At 70.8% G+C, this 24979-nt stretch carries 25 protein-coding genes; 15 read left to right on the top strand and 10 right to left on the bottom strand.

The features are described 5' to 3' along the window. Window positions 1–69: 69 nt before the first annotated feature. From sufD to CRT23_RS24525, 4 genes are all read right to left on the bottom strand, one after another. On the bottom strand, window positions 70–1392 hold the full coding sequence (gene sufD / locus CRT23_RS24540) for a Fe-S cluster assembly protein SufD (RefSeq protein WP_103712189.1): 1323 nt from the start codon (window positions 1390–1392) through the stop codon (window positions 70–72). Window positions 1393–1394: 2 nt separating this feature from the next. Further along, window positions 1395–2147 carry a Fe-S cluster assembly ATPase SufC gene (sufC, locus tag CRT23_RS24535; RefSeq protein ID WP_055954140.1) on the bottom strand — a complete coding sequence of 251 codons (753 nt, stop codon included), beginning with the start codon at window positions 2145–2147 and terminating at the stop codon, window positions 1395–1397. A 169-nt stretch (window positions 2148–2316) separates the two neighbouring features. Then, entirely contained in the window at window positions 2317–3786 is a 1470-nt protein-coding gene (sufB, locus tag CRT23_RS24530) for a Fe-S cluster assembly protein SufB (protein ID WP_103712188.1), read from the bottom strand. 67 nt (window positions 3787–3853) lie between these two features. Beyond that, the gene (locus CRT23_RS24525; protein WP_103712187.1) at window positions 3854–5014 is read right to left on the bottom strand and encodes a cysteine desulfurase family protein; all 1161 of its coding nucleotides are present in this window, start codon (window positions 5012–5014) and stop codon (window positions 3854–3856) included. 329 nt (window positions 5015–5343) lie between these two features. Here CRT23_RS24525 and CRT23_RS24520 point away from each other — a divergent pair, with 329 nt between their 5' ends. Beyond that, window positions 5344–6000: an alpha/beta hydrolase gene (locus tag CRT23_RS24520; protein WP_103712186.1), complete on the top strand. Its 657-nt coding sequence runs from the start codon at window positions 5344–5346 to the stop codon at window positions 5998–6000. Between the two features lie 66 nt (window positions 6001–6066). Then, complete coding sequence (locus CRT23_RS24515; protein WP_103712185.1) at window positions 6067–6252, top strand: DUF3606 domain-containing protein; 186 nt, start codon at window positions 6067–6069, stop codon at window positions 6250–6252. A 97-nt stretch (window positions 6253–6349) separates the two neighbouring features. On the opposite strand, the gene CRT23_RS24510 is transcribed toward CRT23_RS24515, so the two are convergent. Further along, window positions 6350–10441: a Pls/PosA family non-ribosomal peptide synthetase gene (locus tag CRT23_RS24510; RefSeq protein WP_103712184.1), complete on the bottom strand. Its 4092-nt coding sequence runs from the start codon at window positions 10439–10441 to the stop codon at window positions 6350–6352. A gap of 142 nt (window positions 10442–10583) precedes the next feature. Then, window positions 10584–11174, bottom strand: a complete 591-nt coding sequence (locus tag CRT23_RS24505; RefSeq protein WP_103712183.1) for a histidine phosphatase family protein — start codon at window positions 11172–11174, stop codon at window positions 10584–10586. A gap of 136 nt (window positions 11175–11310) precedes the next feature. Between CRT23_RS24505 and CRT23_RS24500 the strand changes: the two genes are divergently transcribed. Together CRT23_RS24500 and CRT23_RS24495 are read left to right on the top strand one after the other, a co-directional pair. Then, window positions 11311–12348: a polyphosphate kinase 2 family protein gene (locus CRT23_RS24500; RefSeq protein WP_103712198.1), complete on the top strand. Its 1038-nt coding sequence runs from the start codon at window positions 11311–11313 to the stop codon at window positions 12346–12348. Between the two features lie 71 nt (window positions 12349–12419). Continuing rightward, on the top strand, window positions 12420–13157 hold the full coding sequence (locus CRT23_RS24495; RefSeq protein WP_103712182.1) for an AAA family ATPase: 738 nt from the start codon (window positions 12420–12422) through the stop codon (window positions 13155–13157). A gap of 15 nt (window positions 13158–13172) precedes the next feature. Here CRT23_RS24495 and fabI read toward each other — a convergent pair whose 3' ends face one another. From fabI to CRT23_RS24480, 3 genes are all read right to left on the bottom strand, one after another. Beyond that, complete coding sequence (fabI, locus tag CRT23_RS24490) at window positions 13173–14015, bottom strand: enoyl-ACP reductase FabI (protein ID WP_103712181.1); 843 nt, start codon at window positions 14013–14015, stop codon at window positions 13173–13175. A gap of 186 nt (window positions 14016–14201) precedes the next feature. Continuing rightward, the gene (locus CRT23_RS24485; RefSeq protein WP_103712180.1) at window positions 14202–15140 is read right to left on the bottom strand and encodes a DnaJ C-terminal domain-containing protein; all 939 of its coding nucleotides are present in this window, start codon (window positions 15138–15140) and stop codon (window positions 14202–14204) included. A 192-nt stretch (window positions 15141–15332) separates the two neighbouring features. Next, a complete protein-coding gene (locus CRT23_RS24480) occupies window positions 15333–15827 on the bottom strand; it encodes an RT0821/Lpp0805 family surface protein (protein WP_245436560.1) in 495 nt (164 codons plus the stop codon). 169 nt (window positions 15828–15996) lie between these two features. On the opposite strand from CRT23_RS24480, the gene pdxH reads away from it, so the two are divergent. The 6 genes from pdxH (at window position 15997) to CRT23_RS24450 (ending at window position 20066) form a co-directional block, all read left to right on the top strand. Then, on the top strand, window positions 15997–16668 hold the full coding sequence (gene pdxH / locus CRT23_RS24475; protein ID WP_210202101.1) for a pyridoxamine 5'-phosphate oxidase: 672 nt from the start codon (window positions 15997–15999) through the stop codon (window positions 16666–16668). Window positions 16669–16864: 196 nt separating this feature from the next. Further along, window positions 16865–17587, top strand: a complete 723-nt coding sequence (locus tag CRT23_RS24470; protein WP_055954102.1) for an SDR family oxidoreductase — start codon at window positions 16865–16867, stop codon at window positions 17585–17587. Next, complete coding sequence (locus tag CRT23_RS24465) at window positions 17580–18716, top strand: hypothetical protein (RefSeq protein ID WP_103712177.1); 1137 nt, start codon at window positions 17580–17582, stop codon at window positions 18714–18716. The genes CRT23_RS24470 and CRT23_RS24465 overlap by 8 nt, the downstream gene beginning before the upstream one ends. Next, window positions 18713–19189 (top strand): NUDIX hydrolase, encoded by a 477-nt coding sequence (locus tag CRT23_RS24460; protein WP_055954096.1) that lies wholly within the window; start codon window positions 18713–18715, stop codon window positions 19187–19189. The genes CRT23_RS24465 and CRT23_RS24460 overlap by 4 nt, the downstream gene beginning before the upstream one ends. A gap of 47 nt (window positions 19190–19236) precedes the next feature. Beyond that, a complete protein-coding gene (locus tag CRT23_RS24455) occupies window positions 19237–19650 on the top strand; it encodes a TIGR02301 family protein (RefSeq protein ID WP_103712197.1) in 414 nt (137 codons plus the stop codon). 152 nt (window positions 19651–19802) lie between these two features. After that, window positions 19803–20066: a hypothetical protein gene (locus tag CRT23_RS24450; RefSeq protein ID WP_244472504.1), complete on the top strand. Its 264-nt coding sequence runs from the start codon at window positions 19803–19805 to the stop codon at window positions 20064–20066. A gap of 158 nt (window positions 20067–20224) precedes the next feature. Here CRT23_RS24450 and CRT23_RS24445 read toward each other — a convergent pair whose 3' ends face one another. Then, entirely contained in the window at window positions 20225–21562 is a 1338-nt protein-coding gene (locus CRT23_RS24445; RefSeq protein WP_103712176.1) for a dihydroorotase, read from the bottom strand. Between the two features lie 116 nt (window positions 21563–21678). Between CRT23_RS24445 and CRT23_RS24440 the strand changes: the two genes are divergently transcribed. The 5 genes from CRT23_RS24440 (at window position 21679) to CRT23_RS24420 (ending at window position 24839) form a co-directional block, all read left to right on the top strand. Then, window positions 21679–22530, top strand: coding sequence for a folate-binding protein YgfZ (locus CRT23_RS24440; RefSeq protein ID WP_103712175.1), 852 nt, complete (start codon window positions 21679–21681; stop codon window positions 22528–22530). A gap of 49 nt (window positions 22531–22579) precedes the next feature. Next, window positions 22580–23230, top strand: a complete 651-nt coding sequence (locus tag CRT23_RS24435; RefSeq protein ID WP_103712174.1) for a DNA-3-methyladenine glycosylase I — start codon at window positions 22580–22582, stop codon at window positions 23228–23230. Next, complete coding sequence (locus CRT23_RS24430) at window positions 23227–23847, top strand: HD family hydrolase (RefSeq protein ID WP_103712173.1); 621 nt, start codon at window positions 23227–23229, stop codon at window positions 23845–23847. The genes CRT23_RS24435 and CRT23_RS24430 overlap by 4 nt, the downstream gene beginning before the upstream one ends. Then, complete coding sequence (locus CRT23_RS24425; protein ID WP_103712172.1) at window positions 23847–24380, top strand: protein tyrosine phosphatase; 534 nt, start codon at window positions 23847–23849, stop codon at window positions 24378–24380. Before CRT23_RS24430 ends, CRT23_RS24425 begins: the two co-directional genes overlap by 1 nt. Window positions 24381–24560: 180 nt before the next feature. Further along, window positions 24561–24839: an exodeoxyribonuclease VII small subunit gene (locus tag CRT23_RS24420; protein WP_103712171.1), complete on the top strand. Its 279-nt coding sequence runs from the start codon at window positions 24561–24563 to the stop codon at window positions 24837–24839. Window positions 24840–24979 lie beyond the last annotated feature (140 nt).

Genomic DNA, 24979 nt, shown 5'->3' with positions numbered 1-24979 from the left:
TGGACCTGTGTGGTGTCGGACGCGCGCGGCCCTCCCCCGTGGCGGGGAAGGGCCGTTGGCGGGGTGCGATCAGCCGCGCGCCGCGAGCCACGCCTCGATGGTGCCTACCAGCGCCTCGCGGGCGCCGTCGTGGCTGACCGACTCGATGGCCGCGCCGAGGAAGGCCTGGACCAGCAGGCTCTCGGCCTGGGCCTTCGGCAGCCCGCGCTGCATCAGGTAGAACAGCAGGTCCTCGTCGAGGGCGCCGCAGGTGGCACCGTGGCCGCAGGCGACGTCGTCGGCGAAGATCTCCAGTTCGGGCTTGTTCATCATCTGCCCGTCGTCGGACAGGATGAGGCAAGCCGACATCATCTTCCCGTCGGTCTTTTGGGCCGCCTGCTGGACGATGATCTTGCCCTGGAACACGCCCGTGGCCTCGCCGTCCACCACGGTCTTGAACAGCTCGCGGCTGACGCCGCCGGTGCCGGCATGGTCGGCCAGGAAGGTGGTGTCGGCGAGCTGCCGGCCGTTGAGCATGGCCGCCCCGTTCACCACCGCGCGGCCGTCGGCCCCGGCGAAGTTCAGGTAGACCTGGTGGCGCGAGAGCACGCCACCGACGACCACGTTGACGGTCTCGACCGCCGAGGCCGCGCCGAGCTTCACCGAGAGCGTCGAGAGGGCTACGGTCTCGCGGCCCTCTGCGTTCAGGCGGGCATGCCGAAAGGTGGCGTTGTCGGCCACCGTCACGTCAAGGGCGTCGTTGGGCTGGTAGGCGACGCCGTCCGGCCCCTCGTGGCTCTCCAGCACCATGACCTCGGCGCCCTCCCCCAGCACCACGAGGGCGCGGGTGGCGGTGGAGAAGTCCTGGCTTCCGGCGGCGACGAAGCGCAGGTGCAGCGGGGTCTCGACCTTGGCGCCGGGCTCCACGGCGATCAGCACACCATCCGCCAGGAAGGCGGTGTTGAGCTGGTAGATCGGGTTCTCGGAGGCCTGGCGCACCGGCGTCAGCCGGTCGAGCAGCGCGTGGCCCTCGGTCAGCGCCTGGGTCAGGGGCGTGACGGTGACGCCAGCCGGAATGCGGCCGAGGTCGGATTCGGCCTCGATCAGGTGGCCGTTGACGAAGCTGAGGCGCACGGCCTCGATCCCCGCAAAGCCCTTGGCGCTGGCCACGGCCGCCTGGGCGACCTCGGCGGAGGGCATCTCGGCCGGATGGGCCGCGTCACGGAAGGCCGAGCGCAGGTCGGTGTACTTGAACGCCTCGACGCGGCGGGTGGGCAGGCCGACCGCCTCGAAGTAGCGGAACGCCTCCTCGCGGGCGATCGAGACGCCCGTGGGGTACTTCATCTTGGTGGCTTCGAAGAGCTTGGACAGCCCGGTCTCGGCCGCGGTGCGGAGGGAGGTGATGTCGGCCATGATCAGGCGGCCTCCCCGGTGCGGTACTCGGCGTAGCCGGAGGCCTCGAGCTCGAGGGCGAGCTCCTTGCCGCCCGACTTCACGATGCGGCCCTGGGACATCACGTGGACGACGTCCGGCACGATGTGGTTCAGCAGGCGCTGGTAGTGGGTGATGACCAGGAAGGAGCGGCCCTGGGCGCGCAGGGCGTTGACGCCCTCGGAGACGATGCGCAGGGCATCGATGTCGAGGCCGGAATCGGTCTCGTCGAGGACGCAGAACTTCGGCTCCAGCAGGGCCATCTGCAGGATCTCCATGCGCTTCTTCTCGCCGCCGGAGAATCCGACGTTGAGGGCGCGCTTGAGCATGTCCTTGTTGATCTCGAGCTTCTCCGCCGCGGCGTTCACCCGGCGGATGAAGTCGGGGGTCGTGAGCTCGCCCTCGCCCCGCGCGCGGCGCTGGGCGTTCAGGGTCGCCTTGAGGAAGGTCATGGTGCCGACGCCCGGGATCTCCAGCGGGTACTGGAAGGCCAGGAACACGCCCGAGGCCGCGCGCTCGTCGGGGCTCATCTCGAGGATGTTCTCGCCGTCGAGCAGGATCTCGCCGTCGAGGACGTCGTAATCTTCCTTGCCCGCGATGACGTAGGACAGGGTCGACTTGCCCGAGCCGTTCGGGCCCATGATGGCGGCGACTTCGCCGTCGTTCACGGTGAGGTTGAGGCCGTTGAGGATCTGCTTGTCCTCGATGGCGACCACGAGGTTCTTGATTTCGATCATTGCAGCATAGTCCGTTCTAAAACTTGATACGCGGAGCGACCCTTCCGCTCCGACGGCGAAGGGGGCCTGCGAAGCAGGGGGGTGGGCAAGGGTGCCTCCGAAGCAGGCGGGCCACCCTCTCCCGCAGTCGGGAGAGGGGAAGTGCGCGCCGGACGCGGTCGAGGCGATCCTAGCCCACCGAGCCTTCGAGGCTGATCGAGATCAGCTTCTGGGCCTCGACGGCGAACTCCATCGGCAGCTGCTGCAGCACGTCGCGGACGAAGCCGTTGACGATGAGCGCGGTCGCCTCCTCGTTGGAGAGGCCGCGCTGCTGGCAGTAGAACATCTGGTCTTCCGAGATCTTCGAGGTGGTGGCCTCGTGCTCGAACTGGGCCGACGAGTTCTTGGACTCGATGTACGGCACGGTGTGCGCGCCGCACTGGTCGCCGATGAGGAGCGAGTCGCAGTTGGTGAAGTTGCGTGCGCCCGTCGCCTTCCGGTGCGCCGAGACGAGGCCCCGGTAGGTGTTCTGCGAGCGCCCGGCCGAGATGCCCTTCGAGATGATCCGGCTGGTGGTGTTCTTGCCGAGGTGGATCATCTTGGTGCCGGAATCGACCTGCTGCATGCCGTTCGACACCGCGATCGAGTAGAACTCGCCGCGGGAATTGTCGCCGCGCAGGATGCAGGACGGGTACTTCCAGGTGATCGCCGAACCGGTCTCAACCTGCGTCCAGGAGATCTTCGAGTTGGCGCCGCGGCAATCGCCGCGCTTCGTCACGAAGTTGTAGATCCCGCCCTTGCCCTCGTTGTCGCCCGGGTACCAATTCTGGACGGTCGAGTACTTGATCTCGGCGTCGTCGAGGGCCACGAGCTCGACCACGGCGGCATGGAGCTGGTTGTCGTCGCGCTTCGGGGCGGTGCAGCCCTCGAGGTACGAGACGTACGAGCCCTTGTCGGCGATGATCAGCGTGCGCTCGAACTGGCCGGTGTCGCGCTCGTTGATGCGGAAGTAGGTCGACAGCTCCATCGGGCAGCGTACGCCCGGCGGGATATAGACGAACGAGCCGTCGGAGAAGACCGCCGAGTTCAGGGTCGCGAAGAAGTTGTCGGTCACGGGCACGACCGAGCCGAGGTACTTGCGCACCAGGTCAGGGTACTCGCGGATGGCCTCGGAGATCGGCATGAAGATCACGCCGGCCTTCGACAGCTCGGCCTTGAAGGTGGTGGCCACCGAGACCGAATCGAACACGGCGTCGACCGCGACCCGGCGCTCGGGGGCGATACCCTCCAGCACCTCGACTTCGCGGAGCGGGATTCCGAGCTTCTCGTAGGTCTTCAGGATCTCGGGATCGATCTCGTCCAGGGACAGGGCCGCCGGACGCTTCGGGGCCGCGTAGTAGTAGATGTTCTTGTAGTCGACCTTGTCGTAGGAGACCCGCGCCCAGGCGGGCTCCTGCATGGTCTGCCAGCGCTTGTAGGCGTCCAGGCGCCAGGCCAGCATCCACTCGGGCTCGTCCTTCTTGGCCGAGATGTAGCGGATCACGTCCTCGGAGATGCCCTTCTCGGACTTCTCCATTTCGATGGTGGTCTCGAACCCGTACTTGTACTGGTCGAGGTCGATCGAGCGGACCCGGTCGATGGTTTCCTGCACTGCAGGCATTAAACGTCTCCTGACATGCCCGGCGTCAAGGGCCGGGTGTGGGTCGGATGGCTTGGGAAGGCGGCACTCACGCCGCGTGCCCCTGCCGTCGATATAGGGTCTCCACCAGGCGTTCGCAGGCGGCGCGACACCGCGCTGCGTCGCTTTCGGTGCTGTTCCACCCGAGGCTCACGCGCAGGGCCCCTGCGGCCAGCGCAGGGGTGACGCCCATGGCTGCGAGGACGGGCGAGCGGGCGACCTTGCCGGAGGCGCAGGCCGAGCCGGACGAGATCGCGACGCCCGACAGGTCGAGCGTCATCAGCGCCGTCGGGGCATCGATCCCCGGAACGGCGAAGCACAGGGTGTTGGGCAGGCGCGGGGCGTCGGCGCCGAACACGACGAGGTCGGGCGCGCAGGCGCGCAGGCCCGCCTCGAGGCCGTCGCGCAGATCCGTGAGGCGGTCCGCGGATGCGGGATCGGCCAGGTCCGCCGCGACCCCGAGCCCGACGATGCCGGGCAGGTTCTCGGTGCCGCCGCGCAGGCGCGCCTCCTGACCGCCCCCGCGCAGGAAGCCCGTGCTGAGGGTCACGCCCGCGGCGAGTACCAGGGCGCCGATGCCCTTCGGGGCGCCGAACTTGTGGCCCGAGAGGCTGAGGGCGTCGAGGCCGAGGGCGGCCATGTCCAGGGGGATCTTGCCGATGGCCTGGACCGCGTCCGTGTGCACCAGGGCGCGGCCATGCGCCCGGGCCAGGGCCACGATCGCCGCCAGCGGCTGGATCACGCCGGTCTCGTTGTTGGCCGCATGGATCGAGATCAGCACGTCCGCGTCGGCATGCCGGCGCAGCAGCCTCTCCAGCGCGCCGAGATCGACCAGGCCCGCGGCGTCCACCGGCACGCGGTCGACCGCCTCCGCCGGGAAGCGGTGGCCGTCCGAGACGCAGGGGTGCTCGGTGGCGCCGAGGAGGAGGCGTGTTGGTGCGGAATAACCCGCCCGCGCCAGGGCGCCGGACAGGACCGCGTTGGCCGCCTCGGTGCCGCCGCTCGTGAACACCACGCGTCCCCCACCCGCACCGACCCGCCGGGCCACAGCGTCGCGGGCGCGCTCCAGGGCGGCGCGCGCCGCCCGGCCCTCCGCGTGCACCGACGAGGGGTTCCCCGGCAGGCTCAGCGCCTGCACCACGGCAGCCGCGACCTCCGGCCGAACCGGTGAGGTCGCATTGTGGTCGAGATAGGCGCGGGGCGAAGTCATCCGGGAAAAACCACTGGCGGCGTCAAGTGCGAAAGCGACAAATCCTTGCTTTTGCCCCCCACGATCATGCTAAGGCGCGGACACGATACGTGTTCCGGTCACCCGTCGTGCGGGGAACGCGCCGATCCGAAGCTGGCTCGACCGACGCTTGTTTAGAACGATTCTAGTTCGCTAGAATTATTCTAAGAGCGCTTTTAGGTTCGTGGCCGGACGAGTCAAGGCACGCCTCACGGCTTTGCCCAGGCGTCGGACGCGCGCGTGTTGCCATCGCGTCGGCGATCCACCGCGCGATGCCCGCCCGGGACATCCGCTCAGGAGTGTTGGTTTCCATGCCCGAAGTCATCTTCACCGGTCCCGCCGGCCGTCTCGAGGGGCGCTACCAGGCCCCTAAGAAGAAGGGCGCTCCGATCGCGATCGTGCTGCATCCGCACCCGCAATTCGGGGGCACGATGAACAACCAAATCGTGTACAATCTCTTCTACACCTTCGCCAATCGCGGCTTCGCGGCCCTGCGCTTCAACTTCCGCGGCGTCGGCCGCAGCCAGGGCGCGTTCGACCACGGCACGGGCGAGCTGTCCGACGCGGCCTCGGCCCTCGACTGGGTGCAGTCGGTGAACCCGGAAGCCCGCGCCTGCTGGATCGCCGGCGTCTCGTTCGGCTCCTGGATCGGCATGCAGCTGCTGATGCGCCGCCCCGAGATCGAGGGCTTCATCTCGATCGCCGCGATGGCCAACCGTTACGATTTCACCTTCCTGGCGCCCTGCCCGTCCTCGGGCCTGTTCGTGCACGGTTCCGAGGACCGGGTCGCCCCGGCCCGCGAGGTCATGCCGGTGATCGAGAAGGTGAAGACCCAGAAGGGCGTCATCATCGAGCACCAGATGGTGGAGGGCGCGAACCACTTCTTCGACGGCAAGGTCGACGAGCTGACCCAGACCGTCGACACCTACCTCGACAAGCGCCTCGGCCCGAAGCCCGAGGTGGCATAGGGATTATGCTACTTGAAGTTGATTTGAGGGATGACTATCCTTCATGGCGCAACCTGAGGAAGCGCCATGAATGATGATTTGGAACGTCGCGGTCCAGAGGATCCGAGCAAGGTAAGCCTTAGCGAGGCTTGGGAGATCCGCTACTGGACGAGCCGATTCAACGTTACGGAAGAGCAACTCCGTGCCTGGGTGAGTCGCGTCGGAAACGGAACAGCGAAGGTTGCTCAGTGCCTTGGTAAAAGATGGCCTTAGCGGTCCAGCTGACTCGTCACAACGAACATCGATCGAGTTGATAAGCGGCGGCACTCTGCAAAAGGAGCGCCGCCGTTTTTTTATCGTAGTCCCGCCCTCACGCCGCTGCGTGCACCACAGGCACCGCCGGGGCTCCCTCCCACTCCGAATGGGCCGGGATCGACTCGCCCTTCATCACGATGGTGAGGGGGCGCAGGCGGGCGTAGTCGCCGACCTTGGTGTCGTAGAGCACCGTCGAGAAGGCGCCGACCGACACGCCCCGGCCGACCTCGACCCGGCCGACCTTCATGATGCGGTCCTCGTAGAGGTGCGTCTGCAGGGCGGAGGTGCGGTTGATGGTGGCGTAGTCGCCGATGGTGACGCAGTCGAACTCGGTGATGTCGGTGGTCAGCATGCAGACGCCCTGCCCGATCTTCACCCCGAGGAGGCGCAGCATCCAGGGCAGGAACGGGGTGCCGACGAGGTGCTCCAGCAGCACCTTGCCGGCCAGGCCCCAGTAGAGCACCGCGACGGCCTCGGTGCGCATGGCCCACCACGACCACATCGGCTGCATGCCGGGCTTGTAGACGCCCATCAGCAGCCACTTCACCGCGATCACCGTGAAGGACTGGATGAAGGCGATGGCGACGGAAACCGCCACGAAGCTGATCGCGAGGCCGGTCCAGTCCTGGGCCAGGATCGCCGGGTAGAAGTAGAAATCGATCGCCGAGATCGCGAGGGTGATGAACAGCATCGGCGAGAACGAGGTCGAGAACGCCTCGAAGATGCCGCGCCGGAGCTTGGGCCCGATGCCGGGCTCGTAGGTCTGGGTGTTCGAGCCGAGGTCGACCCGCTGGCGCGAGGGCAGCTTGATCGGCGGCGAGCCGAACCAGGTGTCGCCCGGCGTCATCAATTCGTTCGCGGGCGGCTTCGACTTGATGCCGATGAGCACGTCCTCGGGGATCACCGCTCCCGGCGGGACCACCGCGTCGTTGCCGACGAAGACGCGCGCGCCGGTATGGACCTCGTGCATCGACATCCAGCCGCGCCGGATCTCCTCCTCGCCGAACACCACCTCGTCGGCGATGAAGTTGCGCGCGCCGATATCCGCGAGGTCGTAGCGCCCGGCGAGGTTGGTGGAGATCTCGGCCCCCTGCCCCATCCGGGCGCCCATCAGGCGGTACCAGGCCCGCATGTAGACGGTGGCGAACAGGGAGGAGAGCGTCTCCAGCGTCACCTCCGCGGCCAGGGCCACGGCCCATTTGCGCAGGTAGAAGCCGCTGTAGATCGAGTGGGTGCCCGAGGAGACGCGGGGCAGCGCCAGCCAGCGGATCGCCGCGATCAGCAGCACCGTGCCCGCCGTCATCAGCATGGCGGTTGGCCAGGTCAGCAGGGGCAGGTACCAGTGATAGTCGATGTCGGTGATGTCCCCGAGGGAGTCGCTGAGCTGGTCGAAGATGTAGAAGGCCGGGAAGATCGGCAGCAGGCCGATGGCGGGGATCGCCGCCAGGAGGAAGGCGTAGAGGGCCGCGAAGGCGAAGCGCCGCCGGGGCGAGGCCGTGGCCGGCGCGGGCAGCGCCTCCGGGTCGGCCTCGCCGACCTTGCGCCCGGGCGAGCCGTCCCAGATCTCGGCCGCCCCCACCCGCGTGCCGGTCGGGATGGTGGTGAGGTCGCCGATCTCGGCATGGTCGCCGAGGACCGTGTCGGGCCCGATGACGCAGGAGGTGCCGATGGCGACGTCGGCGCCGATGCGCACGCGGCCGATGATCAGCGCGTCGCCCACCACCTCCGCATTGGCGATGACGAGGCGGCCGCCCAGCGAGGCGCCGGGGCCGACGCTGAGGAGGTCCGGCGCACCGATCTCCGCGTCGGAGATCAGCGCGTCCTTGCCGATGTCGGCGCCCAGCAGCCGCAGGTAGAACACGATGGCGGGCGAGCCCTGCAGCCACTTGATGTGGACGAGCGGCGTCAGCCGCTGCGCCAGCCACCAGCGGTAGTAGTAGACGCCCCAGAGGGGATAGCGCCCGGGCCGGGTTCGCCCGAGGATCAGCCACTTGGCCGCCACCGCGATGGCGGCCGTGACGGCGTTGATGCCGATATAGACCAGCAGCAGCACGCCGAGCTCGCCGAAGAACCCGAGCCCGCCGCCGGTGAGCAGCAGGTAGGTCACGAAGATGCCGAGCCACTGCGCCGTGGCCAGCGCGATGACGAAGGGCAGGGCCGCCGCCTGGGCGAGGCCGCAGAGGAAGCGGCGCCGGAGGGACGGCGCCGGGAAGCTGAGATCGCGGATCGCCATCTCGGTGCCGACGCCGCCCGTGCGGGCGATGAGGGTGTCCGCCATGGCCCGCAGGGTGCGCTGGCCGTAGACGTCCTGCAGGGTGATGGCGGCCAGCGCCGGCACCTCGCGGACCGCGCCGACGAAGCGGGCGGCCAGCAGCGAATGGCCGCCGAGATCGGCGAAGAAGTCGCCCTCGAAGGGGATCGCCTGGTTGCCGAAGATGCGATTGGCCGCGGCGAGCAGCGCGGCCTCGGTCTCGTTGCGCGGCGGCTCCTGCTCGCCCGCGGTGTCGGCCACCGTGAGGGTGGCGATGCGCAGGGCCTTGCGGTCGACCTTGCCCGAGGTCAGGCGCGGCAGCACCGCGACCTCCTCGAAATGCCCCGGCACCATGTAGGGCGGCATCTGCTCGGCCAGGGTCTGGCGCAGGGCGGCCCGGTCGATCTCGGTGCCGCGCTCGGGCACCAGGAAGGCGACGAGGCGGTCGACCCCGTCATCCTGGCGCAGCACCACCGCCGCCTGGTTGATGCCGGGCAGCACCTGGATGCGCGACTCGATCTCGCCGAGCTCCACCCGGAAGCCGCGGATCTTCACTTGGTCGTCGATGCGGCCGTGGAACAGGATGTTGCCGGCGGCATCGAGGGAGACCGCGTCGCCGGAGCGGTACAGGACCGGGTCGGTGCCATCCGAGGCATAGGGGTTGGCGATGAATTTTTCCGCGCTCAGCTCGGGGCGCTTCAGGTAGCCCTTGGCGACGCCGGGGCCGCCGATGAGGAGTTCGCCCTGCTGCCCCCGCGCGAGAAGCTCGAGCGCCTCGCCCGCGACATACACCGAATAATTCGGGATCGGCCCGCCGATGGTCACGGGCACGCCGGGTTGCATCTCCGCCGCGGTGGCCACCACCGTGGCCTCCGTCGGGCCGTAGGTGTTGAAGAGCTTTCGCGCGCCGCTCGCCCAGCGGGCGACCAGGGGCTCGGGCAGGGCCTCGCCGCCGAGCAGCACCAGCCGCACCGTGGGCAGGTCCCGGGAGATCATCGCCAGCAGCGTCGGCACGGTGTCGAGGACGGTGACGCCGGCCCGGGCGATGATGTCCGGCAGGCTCTCGACGTCGCCCATCATGGCCGGCGAGGCCACGAACAGCGTCGCGCCCACGAGGTAGGGCACCCAGATCTCCTCCATGGAGAGATCGAAGGCGACGGAGGCGCCCTGGAACACCACGTCGTCCGGTCGCATCCCGTAGAGGGCGTTCCCCGAGCGCAGGAAGTGGCAGATGTTGGCGTGGCTGATGACGATGCCCTTCGGCACGCCGGTCGAGCCCGAGGTGTAGATGAGGTAGGCCGGGTGTTCCGGCGTCAGGCCCGCCGCGCGCAGGTCGGGGAGCACGGCCTCCGCCGGCGTCGCGGACGCGAGTCCCGCGACCGTCAGGCTCCGCGTGCCGGCGGGGGCCTGCGGTTCCAGGGCGGGCGAGACGAGGAGCGCCTTGGCCTGGGCATCCTCCAGGCAGACCGCGACGCGGTCGGCCGGGGCCTCGGCATCGAAGGGCAGCCAGGCCGCCCCCGACAGGGTGATGCCGATCTGGGCGATCAGCAGGTCGGGGCCCCGTGCCATCCAGAGGCCGACCACGTCGCCGGGGCCGATGCCCCGGTGGGCGAGGCCGCGGGCGATCGCACCGGCCTGGGCCTCGACCTCCGCGTAGGTGAAGGCCGGATGGGCGCCCTCGGGACCGGTCCGGGCGCCGTCGACCAGGGCTGGATGATCCGGGCGTGCCGCGGCGCTCGCGCGGAAGATCTCGCCCAGGGTCTCGTCGCGGATGAGGTCGGGGCGGACCGCGCCGCGCAGGACCGCCCGCGGGCCGGCCGCGTCCGTTGACGGACTCGTGTCCTGAGGCCCGCGCGCTGCCGCCCGGGGCCGGGTCGTCTCGGCGAGACTGGTCATCCGTTGCTCCGCTGCCGGCGCCCGATCGATCGGGAACCGTCCTTTTGGCCGGGTAGGCGCCCGGATCGCGCCGAAATCACGGCGCGTCTAGCACGTTTGGGCGGCCGGCTTGAACCGGGGTTGAACGCGCAGGCGAGGCCGGTCAGGCCCAGCGCCAGCCGGCCTGGTCGAGGATGAGGACGCTGCCCTGTCGGATTCCGATGCGGGGCGCGTCGCGGATGCCGAGGTGGCCCCGGATCACCAGGATCACCCGGGCGACGCCGCCATGGGCGACGATCACGGTGGGCCGCGTCAGTCCGGTGATGGCGGGCGTGACCCGCTCCACCAGCATGGCATAGCTCTCGCCGGTGCCGCCGGGCGGACGATAGCCCCAGCGGTCGCGGTCGCGGGCCAGGGCGCCGGCCGGATCCCAGCGCCGGATCTCCGCCCAGGTCGAGCCCTCCCAGGCGCCGAAGCTGATCTCCGCCAGGCGCGGATCGCGGCGATAGCCTTCCGGTTCGAGGGCCAGGGCCGCCCGCAGCGTTTCCATGGTCCGGCGGGTCCGCGTGAGGGGACTGGCGACGAAGTCCATGGCGGCGAGGTCGGCACCGCCGGCCGCCGCGGCGAGACGCTCGGCCACGGCCCCGGCCTGACGCAGGCCCTCGGCGTTCAGGTCGATGTCCCGCTGGCCCTGGAGGCGTCCCTCCGCGTTCCAATCGGTCTGGCCGTGGCGGATGAAGTAGATCGGATTCACGGCCTCACGCCCGCCGTTCGGCGGAACGGCCGAGCCGGGCTATCGTTTTCGCACTCACATCCTGGCCTTGCACATCCTGGCCCTGCATCTCGGCGGCCGCCCCCGTCCGCCGTCCACCGCGGAAGCGAGTCTCATCATGTCGAAGCATCACGGCAAGCATCGCCGGGGCCAGAGTCCGGGAGAAACCGGAGCTTCCGCGTCGCAGCGTGACGTTTCGCACCGCAAGGAGGCCGCCCGCGGCAAGGCGGACAAGAAGGCCGAGGCCCGCCGGGCCGGGCACCGCCCCCCGTCCGCGGCGCACTGGTCCCGCGAGGCCGAGAGCCGGACGACCGCGGCCGGCGAGACCATCGATCCCCGCCTCGCTCCCGCCGCCGCCGGCATCGTCACGGTGCAGCCGGGAAGCCGCTGCGACCTCGAGGCCATCGACGCGAACGCCGATGGCGGCCTCGACAAGGAGGAGGCCAAGGCGGCGCTGGTGACCGAGCGGGCCCGCATCGCCACCCTGCAGGAGCGGCTCTACGCCGAGCACAAGCGCAGCCTGCTCGTGGTGTTCCAGGCCATCGACACGGGCGGCAAGGACGGCACGATCCGGGCGGTCTTCGAGGGGGTCAACCCGCAGGGTTGCCGGGTGTGGTCCTTCAAGGTGCCCAGCGCCGAGGAGAGCGACCACGACTTCCTCTGGCGCTACCACGCCAAGGCGCCGGCGCGCGGCATGATCAACGTGTTCAACCGGAGCCATTACGAGGATGTCCTCGTGGTGCGGGTGAAGGATCTCGTGCCGGAGCCGGTCTGGCGGGCCCGCTACGACCAGATCAATGATTTCGAGCGGATGCTCGCCGCCGCCGGCACCACCGTGCTCAAGTTCTTCCTCCACATCTCGAAGGACGAGCAGAAGGAGCGGCTCGAGGCGCGCATCGCGAACCCGGACAAGCACTGGAAGTTCGATCCGGCCGATCTCGTGGAACGCCGGTCCTGGGACGCCTACCAGGCGGCCTTCGCGGATGCGCTGACCGCGTGCTCGACGTCGCATGCCCCCTGGCACGTGGTCCCGGCCAACCGGAAGTGGTACCGCAACCTCCTCATCGCCCGCACCATCGCCGACACCCTGGAGGCGATGGATCCGCGATTTCCCGAGGCGCAGACGGGCATCTCCGGGATGACCGTTCCGGATTGACCCGGCGCCCCACCGCAATCCATCGTTGCGTTCCGGATCTCGCGAGGCCCGAGCGGTCGATGGGAGCGCGCATGCTGGCTGTTCGCGACGTCGCCGTGTCGGGGTCCCGCTCGCTGCACGCGATCCGCTTCCCGCTGGGGTCCCTCTCGGTTTTCATCGGCGCCAACGGCGTCGGCAAGACCAATCTCTACCGGGCCCTGGAATGCCTGCAATCGGCTGCGACGGACACCCTGATCCGAAATCTCGTGGCCGAAGGCAGCCTGGACTCCGTGAGCTGGGCCGGGGCGCGCAAGGTCCACGAGTCCGCTCGGAGTCGCTGGAGCGTCGAACTCGCCGACGATGTCAGCGGCCTGGCCTACGATTATGCCGTCGAGGTCGGCTGCAAGCCGCCCGCAGCCGCGGCCGGCTTTCCCCTCGAGCCCGAACTCAAGACCGAGCGGCTTCGCCGGATCTTGGCCCGGCGCCCCGCCACTCTGCTCCACCGCCACGGCCCGGGCGGCTTCCTGCGCGACGGGGAGGGGCGCAAGCGCAGCCTCGGGGGCGACCTGCTGCCGTCCGAGACCGTACTCGGCACCGTTCAGGATGGCGGCGGCTATCCCGACCTGCATCCGGACCTGCTGGCGCCCCTCGCCCGCCTGATCGTGAAGGCCTCCGCGCGGACGCAGGTCTGGCTGGTGACCCATTCCGAACGGCTGGCCGACGCCATCCTGGCGGAGGGCGGGACGCGCCCCCACCGGGTGATCAGGCGCGAGGGCGCGACCTGGATCGAGGGCCTGAAGCTGTTCGGTGCCTTCGCCGAGGACGACTGAAGGCCGTCGGTCGCGTCAGTCCTTGTCGAGGCTGAGGTCCGGGGCTTCCGGGTTCTTCATGCCGACGACGTGGTAGCCGGCATCGACGTGGAGGATCTCGCCGGTCATGCCCTTGCTCATGTCCGAGACGAGGTAGGTGGCGGTCTCGCCGACCTCCTCGATGGTCACGGTGCGCCGCAGGGGGGCGTTGTACTCGTTCCACTTTAGGATGTAGCGGAAGTCACCGATGCCGGAGGCGGCCAGCGTCTTGATCGGGCCCGCCGAGATGGCGTTGACGCGGATCTTCGAGGGGCCGAGATCGGCCGCGAGGTAGCGCACGGAGGCCTCGAGAGCGGCCTTGGCCACGCCCATGACGTTGTAGTGCGGCATCCACTTCTCGGCGCCGTAATAGGTCAGCGTGAGCAGCGAGCCGCCGTTCGGCATCAGCTTCTCGGCGCGCTGGGCGATGGCCGTGAACGAGTAGCAGGAGATCAGGAGCGACTTGGTGAAGTTCGCCTCGGAGGTCTCGACGTAGCGGCCCGTCAGCTCGTCCTTGTCCGAGAAGGCGATGCAGTGGACGACGAAGTCGATGCCTTCGGGGAACACCTCGGCGGTGGCGGCGAAGACCGCGTCGATCGAGGCCGGATCGGTGACGTCGCAATGCCCGACCACGTGGGCATCGAGTTCCCGTGCCAGGGGCTCGACGCGCTTCTTGAGGGCGTCGCCCTGGTAGGTGAACGCGAGCTTGGCGCCGTGGGCGGCCGCGCTCTTGGCGATACCCCAGGCGATCGAGCGGTTGTTGGCGACACCGAGCACCAGGCCGCGCTTGCCGGCGAGAAGACTGCCGACGTGATCGTGAACCGGGTGCGTGTCCGCCATGTGTCACCTGAGCGAGAGCCGTGGCGCGTGCCGTCGGGCCCGTCGGGCGACGGATCGGCGTGTTCGCGCCGGGCATCCTTAGCGGAGGCGCGCCTGGGACGGAAGTCCGGGGCCTGACAGCGCCGGAGTGCCGTCGCGCATCCGGCCGGAGGCGTCGGGATCGGCCTGGTCCGCCGGGCGGTCGCGTCAGCCCGCCTTGGCCGCGCGCCGGGCGCGGGCGAACTCGGTGAGCGCCGGATCCTCGCCGGTGGGCAGCATCACGGCCGTGACCGCCAGGAGGTCGCCCCGGGTCCCGTCCTTCTTCGGCAGGCCCTTGCCCCGCAAACGGAAGGTCCGGCCCGAACCGGTCATCGGCGGGATCTTCATCTCGACGGCGCCGGTGAGCGTCGGTACCCGGATCGGGCCGCCGAGGATCGCGTCCTCCAGGGACACGTCCACGGTGCCGCGCAGATCCGCGCCGTCCACGGTGAAGCGCGCATGGGGCAGGATGCGGATCGTCAGCAGCGCATCCCCCGGCGCGCCCCGCAGGCCGCCCGGGTTGCCGAGGCCGCGCAGGCGGATGGTCTGGCCGTCGACCACGCCCTTGGGCACCACCACGTCCACGTCGCGCCCGCCCGGCAGGGACAGGCGCAGCTTCTCCTCGCTGGCGACCTGCTCCAGGGTCACGCTGAGCTCGGCCGCCACGTCCTCGCCCTTCACGGGGCCGCGCTGCGGGCCACCGGGCCCGGCACCGGCCGCCCGGAAGGCGTCGCCGAACAGGTGGGAGAAGATGTCCTCGCCGATGCCGCCGCCCCCGCCGGGGGCGCGGCCGCGCGCGGCGCTCTCGAAGTCGAACCCCCCACCGCCGCCGCCGCCGCGCCCGCCGCCGAATCCGCCGAAGCCCTCGAAACCCGTCGCGCGCGGCTTGCCGTCCGCGTCGATCTCGCCGCGGTCGAACTGCGCGCGCTTGCCCGCATCACCCAGGATCTCGTACGCGCTGCTGGCCTCCGCGAAGCGGTCCTTGGCCTTGGCGTCGTCCTGGTTGCGGTCGGGATGGTAGGCCTTCGCGAGCTTGCGGTAGGCCTTCTTGATATCGGCTTCGCTGGCGCCCTTGGAGACACCCAGCACATCGTAGGGATTTCGCATCGGTCTTCAGGATTCTCGGTGCCGCCTGGGACCGGGCACGGGCCCGGCTCCTTCGGATTCGTCTGTCATGTGGACGGCCTGTTGCTTCTCTGCAACGGTCTCGCGCGAGAATTCGCTGCGATTGGCGCGGCGTCAACGCTTCTGTTCGCCCTGCGATCCGGACGGACCCGCCGCGGCCTTCCGCGACGGCCCTCAGGACGCCGCCTTCGCCGTCCGCACCTTGGTCAGGGTCCAGTCGCCGCCGGAGGGCTTGCAGCCGGTGCCGCGCACGAAGCGGCTGCCCGCCGGCGAGATGACGGAGGCCAGGAAGTCGCGGCAGACGAGGTCGTTGGCGACGTAGGGCAGGCCGGTGGGGTTCACCGAGCCGCGCAGGGTGGTTTCCGGATTGTCCCACCTCACCGGGCGGCCGTTGCCCTGCGGATCGAGGGCGACGGCGAGCGCCGCGTTGGCGCGGCGCCAATCCTCGACGCCCAGATCGTTGCCGAAGCCCAGCGGACGCTTGTCGATGCTGCCCGTGACCGTCGGCTCGTCCGACGGGGCCGCACTCGCCTTGTCGCCGCGCTTGGCCACCTCCGCCACGGCGCTGGCCGCCGTCTCCTCCGCCTGGAAGGTGATGATCGGCAGGCCGCAACCGCTCAAACCGAGCAGCACGCTGAGGCCGATGGCCCGCGTGGCCCGTCGCGGCACGGTCCGCGACCGGCGGCGGATATGAATTTCCGGGACGGCCTGGGCTTTACAGTCGCGCCGACGCATTACACCTGATCTCAAACGACGTGTTGGGCCGAAACGTTCGTGTCCCACGTCGGTGCCCCCGACCCGGATCTCACCACAGGATTACGCCTTGGAACGGTTAAGGATCGATGATCCCGCTTCCCGCAGCGCGAACGGGGACGCCACCGGGGCCGGCGGCGACTTCACCCGCGCCACCGATCCGTGGGCCTTGTTCGCGACCTGGATGGCCGAGGCCGAGGCCTCGGAACCCAATGATCCCAACGCGATGGCGCTGGCCACGGCCGGCGCCGACGGCCTGCCCGACGTGCGCGTGGTGCTGCTGAAGGGCGTCGATGCGCGCGGATTCGTGTTCTACACCAACGTCGATTCCGCCAAGGGCGACGAGCTGCGCGAGAACCCGCAGGCGGCCCTGGTGCTGCATTGGAAGAGCCTGGGGCGTCAGGTCCGCGCCCGCGGCCCCGTGACCCGCGTCACGGCGGAGGAAGCGGATGCCTACTTCGCCAGCCGCGCCCGCAACAGCCGCCTCGGGGCCCATGCGAGCCGCCAGTCGCGTCCCCTGGCCGATCGGGCGACCCTCGAGCGCGAGGTCGAGGCCCTCGCCGAGCGCTACGGGGAGGGCCCGGTGCCGCGTCCGGAGAACTGGACGGGCTTTCGCATCGCACCGGTCTCGATCGAGTTCTGGCAGAACGGCGCGTTCCGCCTGCACGATCGCGTCCGCTTCACCCGCGACGGCGAGACCTCCGACGGCGAGACCTCCGGCGGCGGGATTTGGCGCGGGGCGCGCCTCTATCCCTGAGGTGGATCGGCGGCCCCTGGCCCTCCGCACGCCGGCCACTTGGTGCGTCGCGGGATGACCCTGGATTTTAGCCCCCGCGCCGCTTAGACCTGAGCGTGGCGTGGGGGCTTCGCGGCGGCACGGCGGTTCCGCCGGCCGGACGCCTCCCGATCCTGAAGGAACGGTCTTGGCCTCATCCAACGAACGCCGGCGCATCATGCTGCTCACGGGGGCGAGCCGTGGAATCGGCCACGCCACCGTCAAACGGTTCTCGGCCGCCGGTTGGCGGGTGATCACCTGCTCGCGCCATCCCTTTCCGGAGAACTGTCCCTGGGAGATGGGCCCGGAGGATCACCTCCAGGTCGATCTGTCCGACCCCCAGGATACGGTGCGGGGCATCGAGGAGGTGGCCGGGCGCCTCGCCGCCGAGGGCGGCCTCCTGCACGCGCTGGTCAACAATGCCGGCATCTCGCCGAAGGGCCCGCAGGGCGAGCGCCTGGGCGCCATCGCCACCGAGTTCGGCGATTGGCAGCGGGTGTTCCAGGTCAACCTGTTCGCCCCCCTCCTCCTGGCCCGCGGCCTCTGCGAGGAGCTGACCCGGGCCAAGGGCTCCATCGTCAACGTCACGTCGATCGCGGGTTCCCGCGTGCACCCCTTCGCGGGCGCCGCCTACGGCACCTCCAAGGCGGCCCTGGCCGGCCTGACCCGGGAGATGGCGAGCGATTTCGGCCCCCTCGGCGTCCGCGTGAACGCGATCTCGCCGGGCGAGATCGACACCGCGATCCTGTCGCCCGGCACGGACAAGATCGTGGCCGGCATCCCGCAGCGCCGGCTCGGCACGCCCGACGAGGTCGCCAAGGCGATCTACTTCCTGTGCACCGAGGCCTCCTCCTACGTGAACGGCGCCGAACTGCACATCAACGGCGGCCAGCATGTCTGAACGGGGGGCGCGCCGCGCGCTTCTCATCGGGCTGCTGATCGGCGCGTCCCCCGCCTGCGCGGAGCCGTCGGTGACGATCCTCGACCTGCCCTTCCGGGCCCGTGCCCTGCGGGGACCCGGCAGCGAGGTCGCGATCGCGGTGGCGACCTCCGGCCTGCTGCCCCTCGCCCGCTCCCGCAGCGCCGATCCGGCCACGCCCGAGCCCGAGGCGCCGATCGCCGTGGTCTGGGGCGACGCCGGCGGCGCAGCCCTCAGCCTCGTCGACGGACAGGTGACCACCACCCTGCTCGGCGCCGAGGCGGTGGACGGTCTGGCGACCGCCGAGACCCCGCGCGGCGCCCTGCCCGGCTCCCGGCGCGCGGTCTCGGGCCCCTTGAGCGTCCATCTGGCGGATCCCCGGCCGGCCCTGGCCGGCGGCCCCGAGCAGGCCGGCGCCCTCGTGATCCGCGAGCGTCAGCCGGTGGCGATGGGGGGCGACCCGAAGCCGGTGCCGATCGTCACCACCACCCTGTCCGCCGCGCCCGACGCGGCCTTCGCCCTGCGGCGACCGCGGATCGCCCGGCTGGACGGCAAGCCCGTCGTCCTCGCGGTCACGGTCGCGCCCGCGGGCGGGGCCGCCCTCGCCCTGTTCGCCAAGGCGGAGCCCGGTGCGGCGGCCTCCGGAGCGGCCTGGACCCTGATGGCCCGCGGTCCGGATCAGGCAGCCGGTCCGGGAGGCCAGCCCCTGAAGCCGGCCGCCATCGCGGATTTCTCCGGCAGCGGCCGACCGCAGATCGCGGCCGTGGCGGCCCCCGACGGCGCCGGCCAGCTGCAGCTCTGGGCCCTGGAGGCCGGCGCCCTGCGCCTGGTCCGGGCGGCACCGGGCTACACCAACGTCTCGCCGGGCGAGGGCGAGGTCGACCTCGCGGCCCTGGTCGAGCCGGAGCGCGAGGGCGCGCCCGAGCTGGCCCTGCCGATCGCCGACCGGAGCGCCGTGGCGATCCTCTCCCTGAAGGAGGGCATCCGCGAGCGGTCGCGCGCAGCCCTGCCCGGGCTCGCCGCCTTCGGCCTCGCCAGCCTCGGCCGGGGCCCGGCCGCCCGGCTCCTCGTCGGCCTCGCCGACGGGCGCATCGCCGTGGTGACGCCATGAGCGCGACCGATCCGGAGGCGGCCGAGTCGCGCCTGTTCCCGACGCGACCCTTCGTCGGCACCTCGATCGCGGTCCTGCGCGACGACCGGGTGCTCCTCGCCGCCCGGGCCAACGAGCCGATGCGCGGCGTCTGGACCCTTCCCGGCGGCCTCGTCGAGGCGGGGGAGGCTCTCGCCGAGGCGGCCCTGCGCGAATTGCAGGAAGAGGTCGGGCTGTCGGCCGAGGTGGTGGGCGTGCTCAGCCCCACCGAGATCATCCTGCGCGACGCCGAGGGCCGCGTGCGCCACCACTACGTCGTCCATCCCCACGCGGCCCTCTGGACCGGCGGCGAGCCCGTGGCCGGCCCGGAAGCCCTGGGCGTGCGCTGGTCCACCCTTGCCGAGCTCGAGACCCTGGCGACGACCCCCGGTCTCGCCGGGACCGTTCGCGAAGCCTTCGCCCGGGCTGCCCGACGCGCGGAGCCCGCGGCGTGAAGGGTCGTGGTGCGGGGATCGCGGTCCTGTGCGGCCTCGCCGTGCTGATGGCCGTGCCGGAGGCCGGGTTCGCCCAGCAATCCCGCGGCGGCTCGTCCCGGGCTGCACCGAAGCCGGCCGAGAAGGAGAAGGAGCCGCCGCCCCCGCCCGAGCCGCCGCCGGCGCCCTACGACCGCGACCTGCTCCGCCTCTCGGAGGTCATCGGCTCCCTCGCGTTCCTGCGCGACCTCTGCGCCGCGCCCGATGCCGCCGAGTGGCCGGCCCGGATGAAGGCCCTGATGGAGGCCGAGGGCGTGACCCCCAGCCGGCGCGACCGTCTCGCCGGCGCCTACAATCGCGGCTATCGCGGCTACAGCCTGACCTACCGGGTCTGTACCCCCGCCGCGAACGAGGCGGCCGCCCGCTACGTGGCCGAGGGCGAGCGCCTGTCGCACGCCCTGGCGAGCCGGTTCGGCGGGTAGTGATGCCGGTTGGCCACAGCGTCCGGGCCGCAGGCGAAAACGGAGAATTTGAGCACCCGCGTTAACCGCTTCGCAATTCCTGGCTTTGCGAACTCCACCGATCGCCCTATCCTCGTGGTTACTCGCCGGGTCGTTCACCGGCGCAAACGATGATGTGGCCCATGCACATGGATACGGTCTCCGCGCCCTTCGAGGCGGATCTCGACGACAAGCGCGTCGCCCTGAGCTACGTCTCGGAAGCGTTCGCCGAAGGCTGTCTCGACGGGCTCGACGGCGACTGCATGGCCCAGGCCGCCCTGTTCGCGGCCTTCCAGGAACTCGTCACGACCTATGGCGAGGAAGCCACTGCCCGCTACGCCGAGGGCTTTCCGGACCGCATCCGCGGCGGCGCCTTCACCACCAGCCCGCAGCATTAACGAAGCCCAAGCCTTAACGAGGCCCGAGCCTCGACGAAGCCCGAGCCTTGGCGAGGCCGAAGCCATAACGAAGTCGATGTCGGGGCGCCGCGGCGTTCCACCGGCGCGAAGAACCAAAGGGCAGGCGCCGGGCGCCTGCCCTTTTTGCTGCGCCGGCCTCAGGCCGGACGCAGAGCCTCTTCGAACAGCACCGCCTCGCCGCAGGACGGCGCGGTCAGGGCCCCCTCCCACATTACGCCGTGGCCGCGCACCAGGGTGCCCACCGGCCAGCCCGTCACGGTGACGCCGTCATAGGGCGTCCAGCCGCATTTCGAGGCGATCCAGTCGTTGCGGATGGTCTCCCGACGCTTGAGGTCCACCACCGTCACGTCGGCGTCGTAGCCGACGGCGAGCCGCCCTTTCCGGGCGATGCCGAACAGCCGCTTCGGGCCGGCGCTGGTGAGGTCGACGAACCGGGCCAGGGACAGCCGTCCGGCGGCGACATGGTCGAGCATGATCGGCACCAGGGTCTGCACTCCGGTCATGCCCGAGGGCGAATCCGGATAGGGCTTGGCCTTCTCCTCCAGCAGGTGCGGTGCGTGGTCGGAGCCGAGGATGTCCGCGACGCCCTGGGACAGGCCGTGCCAGATGCCGTCGCGGTGGTCGGCCCCGCGCACCGGCGGGTTCATCTGCACCAGGGTGCCGAGGCGGGCATAGGCCTCGTCGCCGTCGAGGGTGAGGTGATGGGGTGTCACCTCGCAGGTCGCCACGTCCTTCGCTCCGGCGAGATACGCCATCTCTTCCTTGGTCGAGATGTGCAGGATGTGGATGCGCGCGCCGGTGGCCCGGGCGATGCGCACGAGGCGCTGGGTCGCCGTCAGGGCTGCCTCGGGTGAGCGCCAGACCGGGTGCGAGGACGGATCGCCGGGGATGCGCCGGTCCTTCTGCGCCCGCAGCATCGGCTCGTCCTCGGCGTGGAAGGCGGCGCGCCGGCGGGTCCGCTTCAGGATCTCGGTGACGCCGGCATCGTCCTCGACCAGCAGCGAGCCCGTCGAGGAGCCGACGAACACCTTGATGCCGGCGGCCCCAGGCAGGCGCTCGAGCTCGGGAACCAGGTGCGCGTTCTCGTGGGTGCCGCCGACCCAGAATGCGAAGTCGCAATGCATCCGATGATGGGCCCGGGCGACCTTGTCGGCTAGGGCCTCAGCGCTGGTGGTGAGCGGGTTGGTGTTCGGCATCTCGAACACCGTGGTCACGCCGCCCATGACGGCCGCGCGCGAGCCTGATTCGAGGTCTTCCTTGTGGTCGAGTCCCGGCTCGCGGAAATGCACCTGGCTGTCGATGACGCCGGGCAGCAGGTGCAGGCCGGTGCAGTCGCGCCGCTCGGCGGCCTCGGCCGCCGCGAGGTCGCCGATCGCCGCGATGCGGCCGGCGCGGATGCCGAGGTCGGCGCGGTGCGCGCCGTCCTGGTTCACCACGGTGCCGCCGGTGAGGAGGAGGTCGAAGGGCTGGTCCATTCCGAATCTCCTGGGGCCGTGCGCGGTCCGGACGCACATTGAGACGGGGTCGCGGGCGGCTTATGTCAGGCCCGGACGGGGCGCAATGCCGCCGCCGCCTGTGTTAAGGAGTCGCCATGCCGATCGCCCTGCTGCCGGACCGCGCCGTCGTCACCGTCTCGGGCGAGGATGCGACGAGCTTCCTGCAGGGCGTGCTGACCTGCAACGTCGAGACCCTGGAGCCCGGCGAGGCCCGCCTCGGTGCGCTGCTCACGCCGCAAGGCAAGATCCTGTTCGACTTTCTCGTCGGCCGCACCCCGGAGGGCTTCGAGCTCGACGCCGCCGCCGAGCGTGCGCCTGACCTCGCCAAGCGCCTCGGGCTCTACCGCCTGCGCGCCAAGGTGACGATCGCCCTCGCGCCGACCCTCGGCGTGGCCGCCGCCTGGGACGGGGCCGAGACCGCCGCCGCGGTGACCCGCCGGCGCGACGGCCGCCTCGGGGCGCTGGGCGAGCGCCTGACTTTCGCCCTCGGCGCCTTCTCGGCGGATGCGACCGAGACCGATTACCACGCCCACCGCATCGCCCTCGGCATTCCGGAGGGCGGGCGCGACTTTCCCTGGTCGGACGCCTTCCCGCACGAGGCCCTGATGGACCAGATCGGCGGCGTCGACTTCCGCAAGGGCTGCTATGTCGGCCAGGAGGTGGTCTCGCGCATGCAGCATCGCGGGACGGCCCGGACCCGGATCGTCCCGCTGGTCGCGGTCTCGGACGAAGCACTCCAGACCGGGGCCGAGATCACCGCCGGACAGCGCGCACTCGGCACCGTCGGCAGCGTCGCGGGCGGGCGGGCCCTCGGTCTCCTCCGCCTCGACCGCCTCGCCGACGCCCTGGCGGCCGGCGAGCCCCTGCGGGCGGGCACGGTTCCGGTCGGCGTCGAGAAGCCGGCCTTCGCCACGTTTCCGTTCCCCGAGACGGCGCCGGCCGGCTGAGCGCACCCCGACATCGACGGCGCCGCCGCGCCCGGCTAAACCCTCGGCGATGCTGACCGACGCCTCCGGCCTGATCCCCCATCCCGACGGCTGCGCCCGCTGCTGGTGGGCCGGGCTGGACCCCGTCTACGTCGCCTATCACGACACCGAATGGGGTGTTCCGGAGCGGGACGGCCGTGCCCTCTACGAGAAGCTGATCCTCGACGGTTTCCAGGCCGGCCTGTCCTGGATCACCATCCTGCGCCGGCGCGAGGGCTTCCGTCGCGCCTTCGCGGGCTTCGACCCGGAGGCGATCGCACGCTTCACCGAGGCCGATGTGGCGCGGCTGATGCAGGATACCGGCATCATCCGGAACCGAGCCAAGATCGTCGGCACGATCGCGGGCGCCCGGGCCTACCTCGCCATCGAGGCGCGCGGGACGGGCTTCGCGGCCTTCCTCTGGGACTTCGTCGACGGCGCGCCGATCCAGGGGACGGCGCGGGATCGGGCGGGCATCGCCACCGAAACCGACATCTCGCGAAAGCTGTCCAAGGCCTTGAAGGCGGAGGGCTTTGCGTTCTGCGGCCCGACCATCGTCCACGCGTTCATGCAGGCGGTCGGCCTCGTCAACGATCACCTCGTCGGCTGCCATCGGTACGGGCCCTGCGCCGCCCTCGGGGGGCGGATCCATGAAGATAAGGTCGTCGGGGGCCCGGCATGAGCGGCGCGCCCGGCCGCGCCTGGCAGCGGATGCTGTCGGGGCGCCGCCTCGACCTCCTCGACCCGGCCCCCCGCGACATCGAGATCGCCGACATCGCCCACGGGCTCGCCCGCGTCGCCCGCTGGAACGGGCAGACGGCCGGGCCGCACGTCTTCTCCGTGGCCCAGCACGCCCTGCTGGTGGAGGCCATCGGCCGCGGGGAGGCGCCGGGCCTCGGCGCCGGCGACGGCCTCGAGCTGCTGCTGCACGATGCCCCCGAATACGTCATCGGCGACATCATCTCGCCCTTCAAGGCGGCGATCGGCGATTCCTACAAGGCGGTGGAGCGACGGCTCCTCGCTGCCATCCGCGAGCGCTTCGGGCTTCCCGAACCGGGCGCGGCGCTGTCCGCCCTGGTCAAGCGGGCCGACGGCGTCGCCGCCTATCACGAGGCGACGCGTCTGGCCGGATTCTCCGGGCCGGAGGCCGATGCGATCTTTGGCGCCTGCGCGCCCCTCGGTCCCGAGGCCGAGGCACTGCTGGTCCCCTGGCCCACCGACGTGGCGCAGGCCCGCTTCCTCGCGCGTTTCCACGTCCTCGCCCCTGTCCCCGTCCGCGCGCCCCCGGAGCCCGCCTGATGCCGCATCTCGAGGTCTGCCCCCTGTCGCGGCTTCCCGACACGCTCGACGGGTCCGGCGCGACCCATCTGATGACCCTGATGAAGGTCGGCACCGCGATCGCCCGACCGGCGGGCATCCCGGAGGGACGCCACTGCGTCGTGGAGGTCAGCGACATCGTCGCGCCGATGGAGGGGCACGTCACGCCGGGCGAGCCCCACATCGCGCAGATCCTCGACTTCGCGAGAGCCTGGGACCGGACCCAGCCCCTGCTGATCCACTGCTATGCGGGGATCAGCCGCTCGACGGCGGCGGCCTACATCGTCGCCTGCGCCCTGGCCCCGGACCGCGACGAGGCCGAGATCGCCCGGGCGCTTCGCGCGGCCGCCCCGTCGGCGACGCCCAACGCCCTGTTCGTGGCCCTCGCCGACCGCATGCTGGGCCGCGAAGGCCGCATGGTCGCGGCGATCGCGGAGATCGGTCGTGGCGCGGAGGCCTTCGAGGGGGCGCCGTTTCGGCTGGACTTCAGCGCCGGCCTCCAAGTCGTCGCGTAAGCTCTTCCAGGACAATCCGATCCGGCTTCGGGCCTGCTGCCCGTCGTCGCCCTGAAACCGGGCTGTCGAGGTGTGGCGCAAACGCCGCCCCGGACGACGAAACGACGATCCGCCGGCCGGATCGGGTTGTCGGCTTCCGGGCTCGCGGCTTAGACCGTCAGAATCACGGGGTAGTTTAGAATGAGTGTCACGCGACCCGCCGTTGCGTCGACGTCCGGTACGGACGAGCCGAGCCTCGACCTGCCCTTCGAGAAGGCGTTGGAGCAACTCGAGGACATCGTGCGCCGCCTGGAGAAGGGGGATGTCCCCCTCGACGAGTCGGTGGCGATCTACGAGCGCGGCGAGGCGCTGAAGCGCCACTGCGAAGGGCTGCTGCAGAAGGCCGAGGCACGCATCCAGAAGATCACCCTGGGTGCCGACGGCAAGGCGGCGGGCGTCGCGCCCCTCGACGTCGACTAGGGAGCGGTTCCGCTTCCAATTAAAATTCTTCATTGGCGCCAAGTCATTGCGCGCATGTTTTCCCTCCGGGCGTGAGGTTGGTTCGGTGTCACGGCAAGAAACCTCGCAAGGCAAGACCTCGCACGACGAGCGCGCGCAAG

The organism is Methylobacterium sp. V23 (genome assembly GCF_002917135.1).
GTDB lineage: Bacteria > Pseudomonadota > Alphaproteobacteria > Rhizobiales > Beijerinckiaceae > Methylobacterium.
The sequence above is the reverse complement of the archived record's forward strand: the minus strand, read 5'-3'. Positions and strand labels throughout refer to the sequence as shown.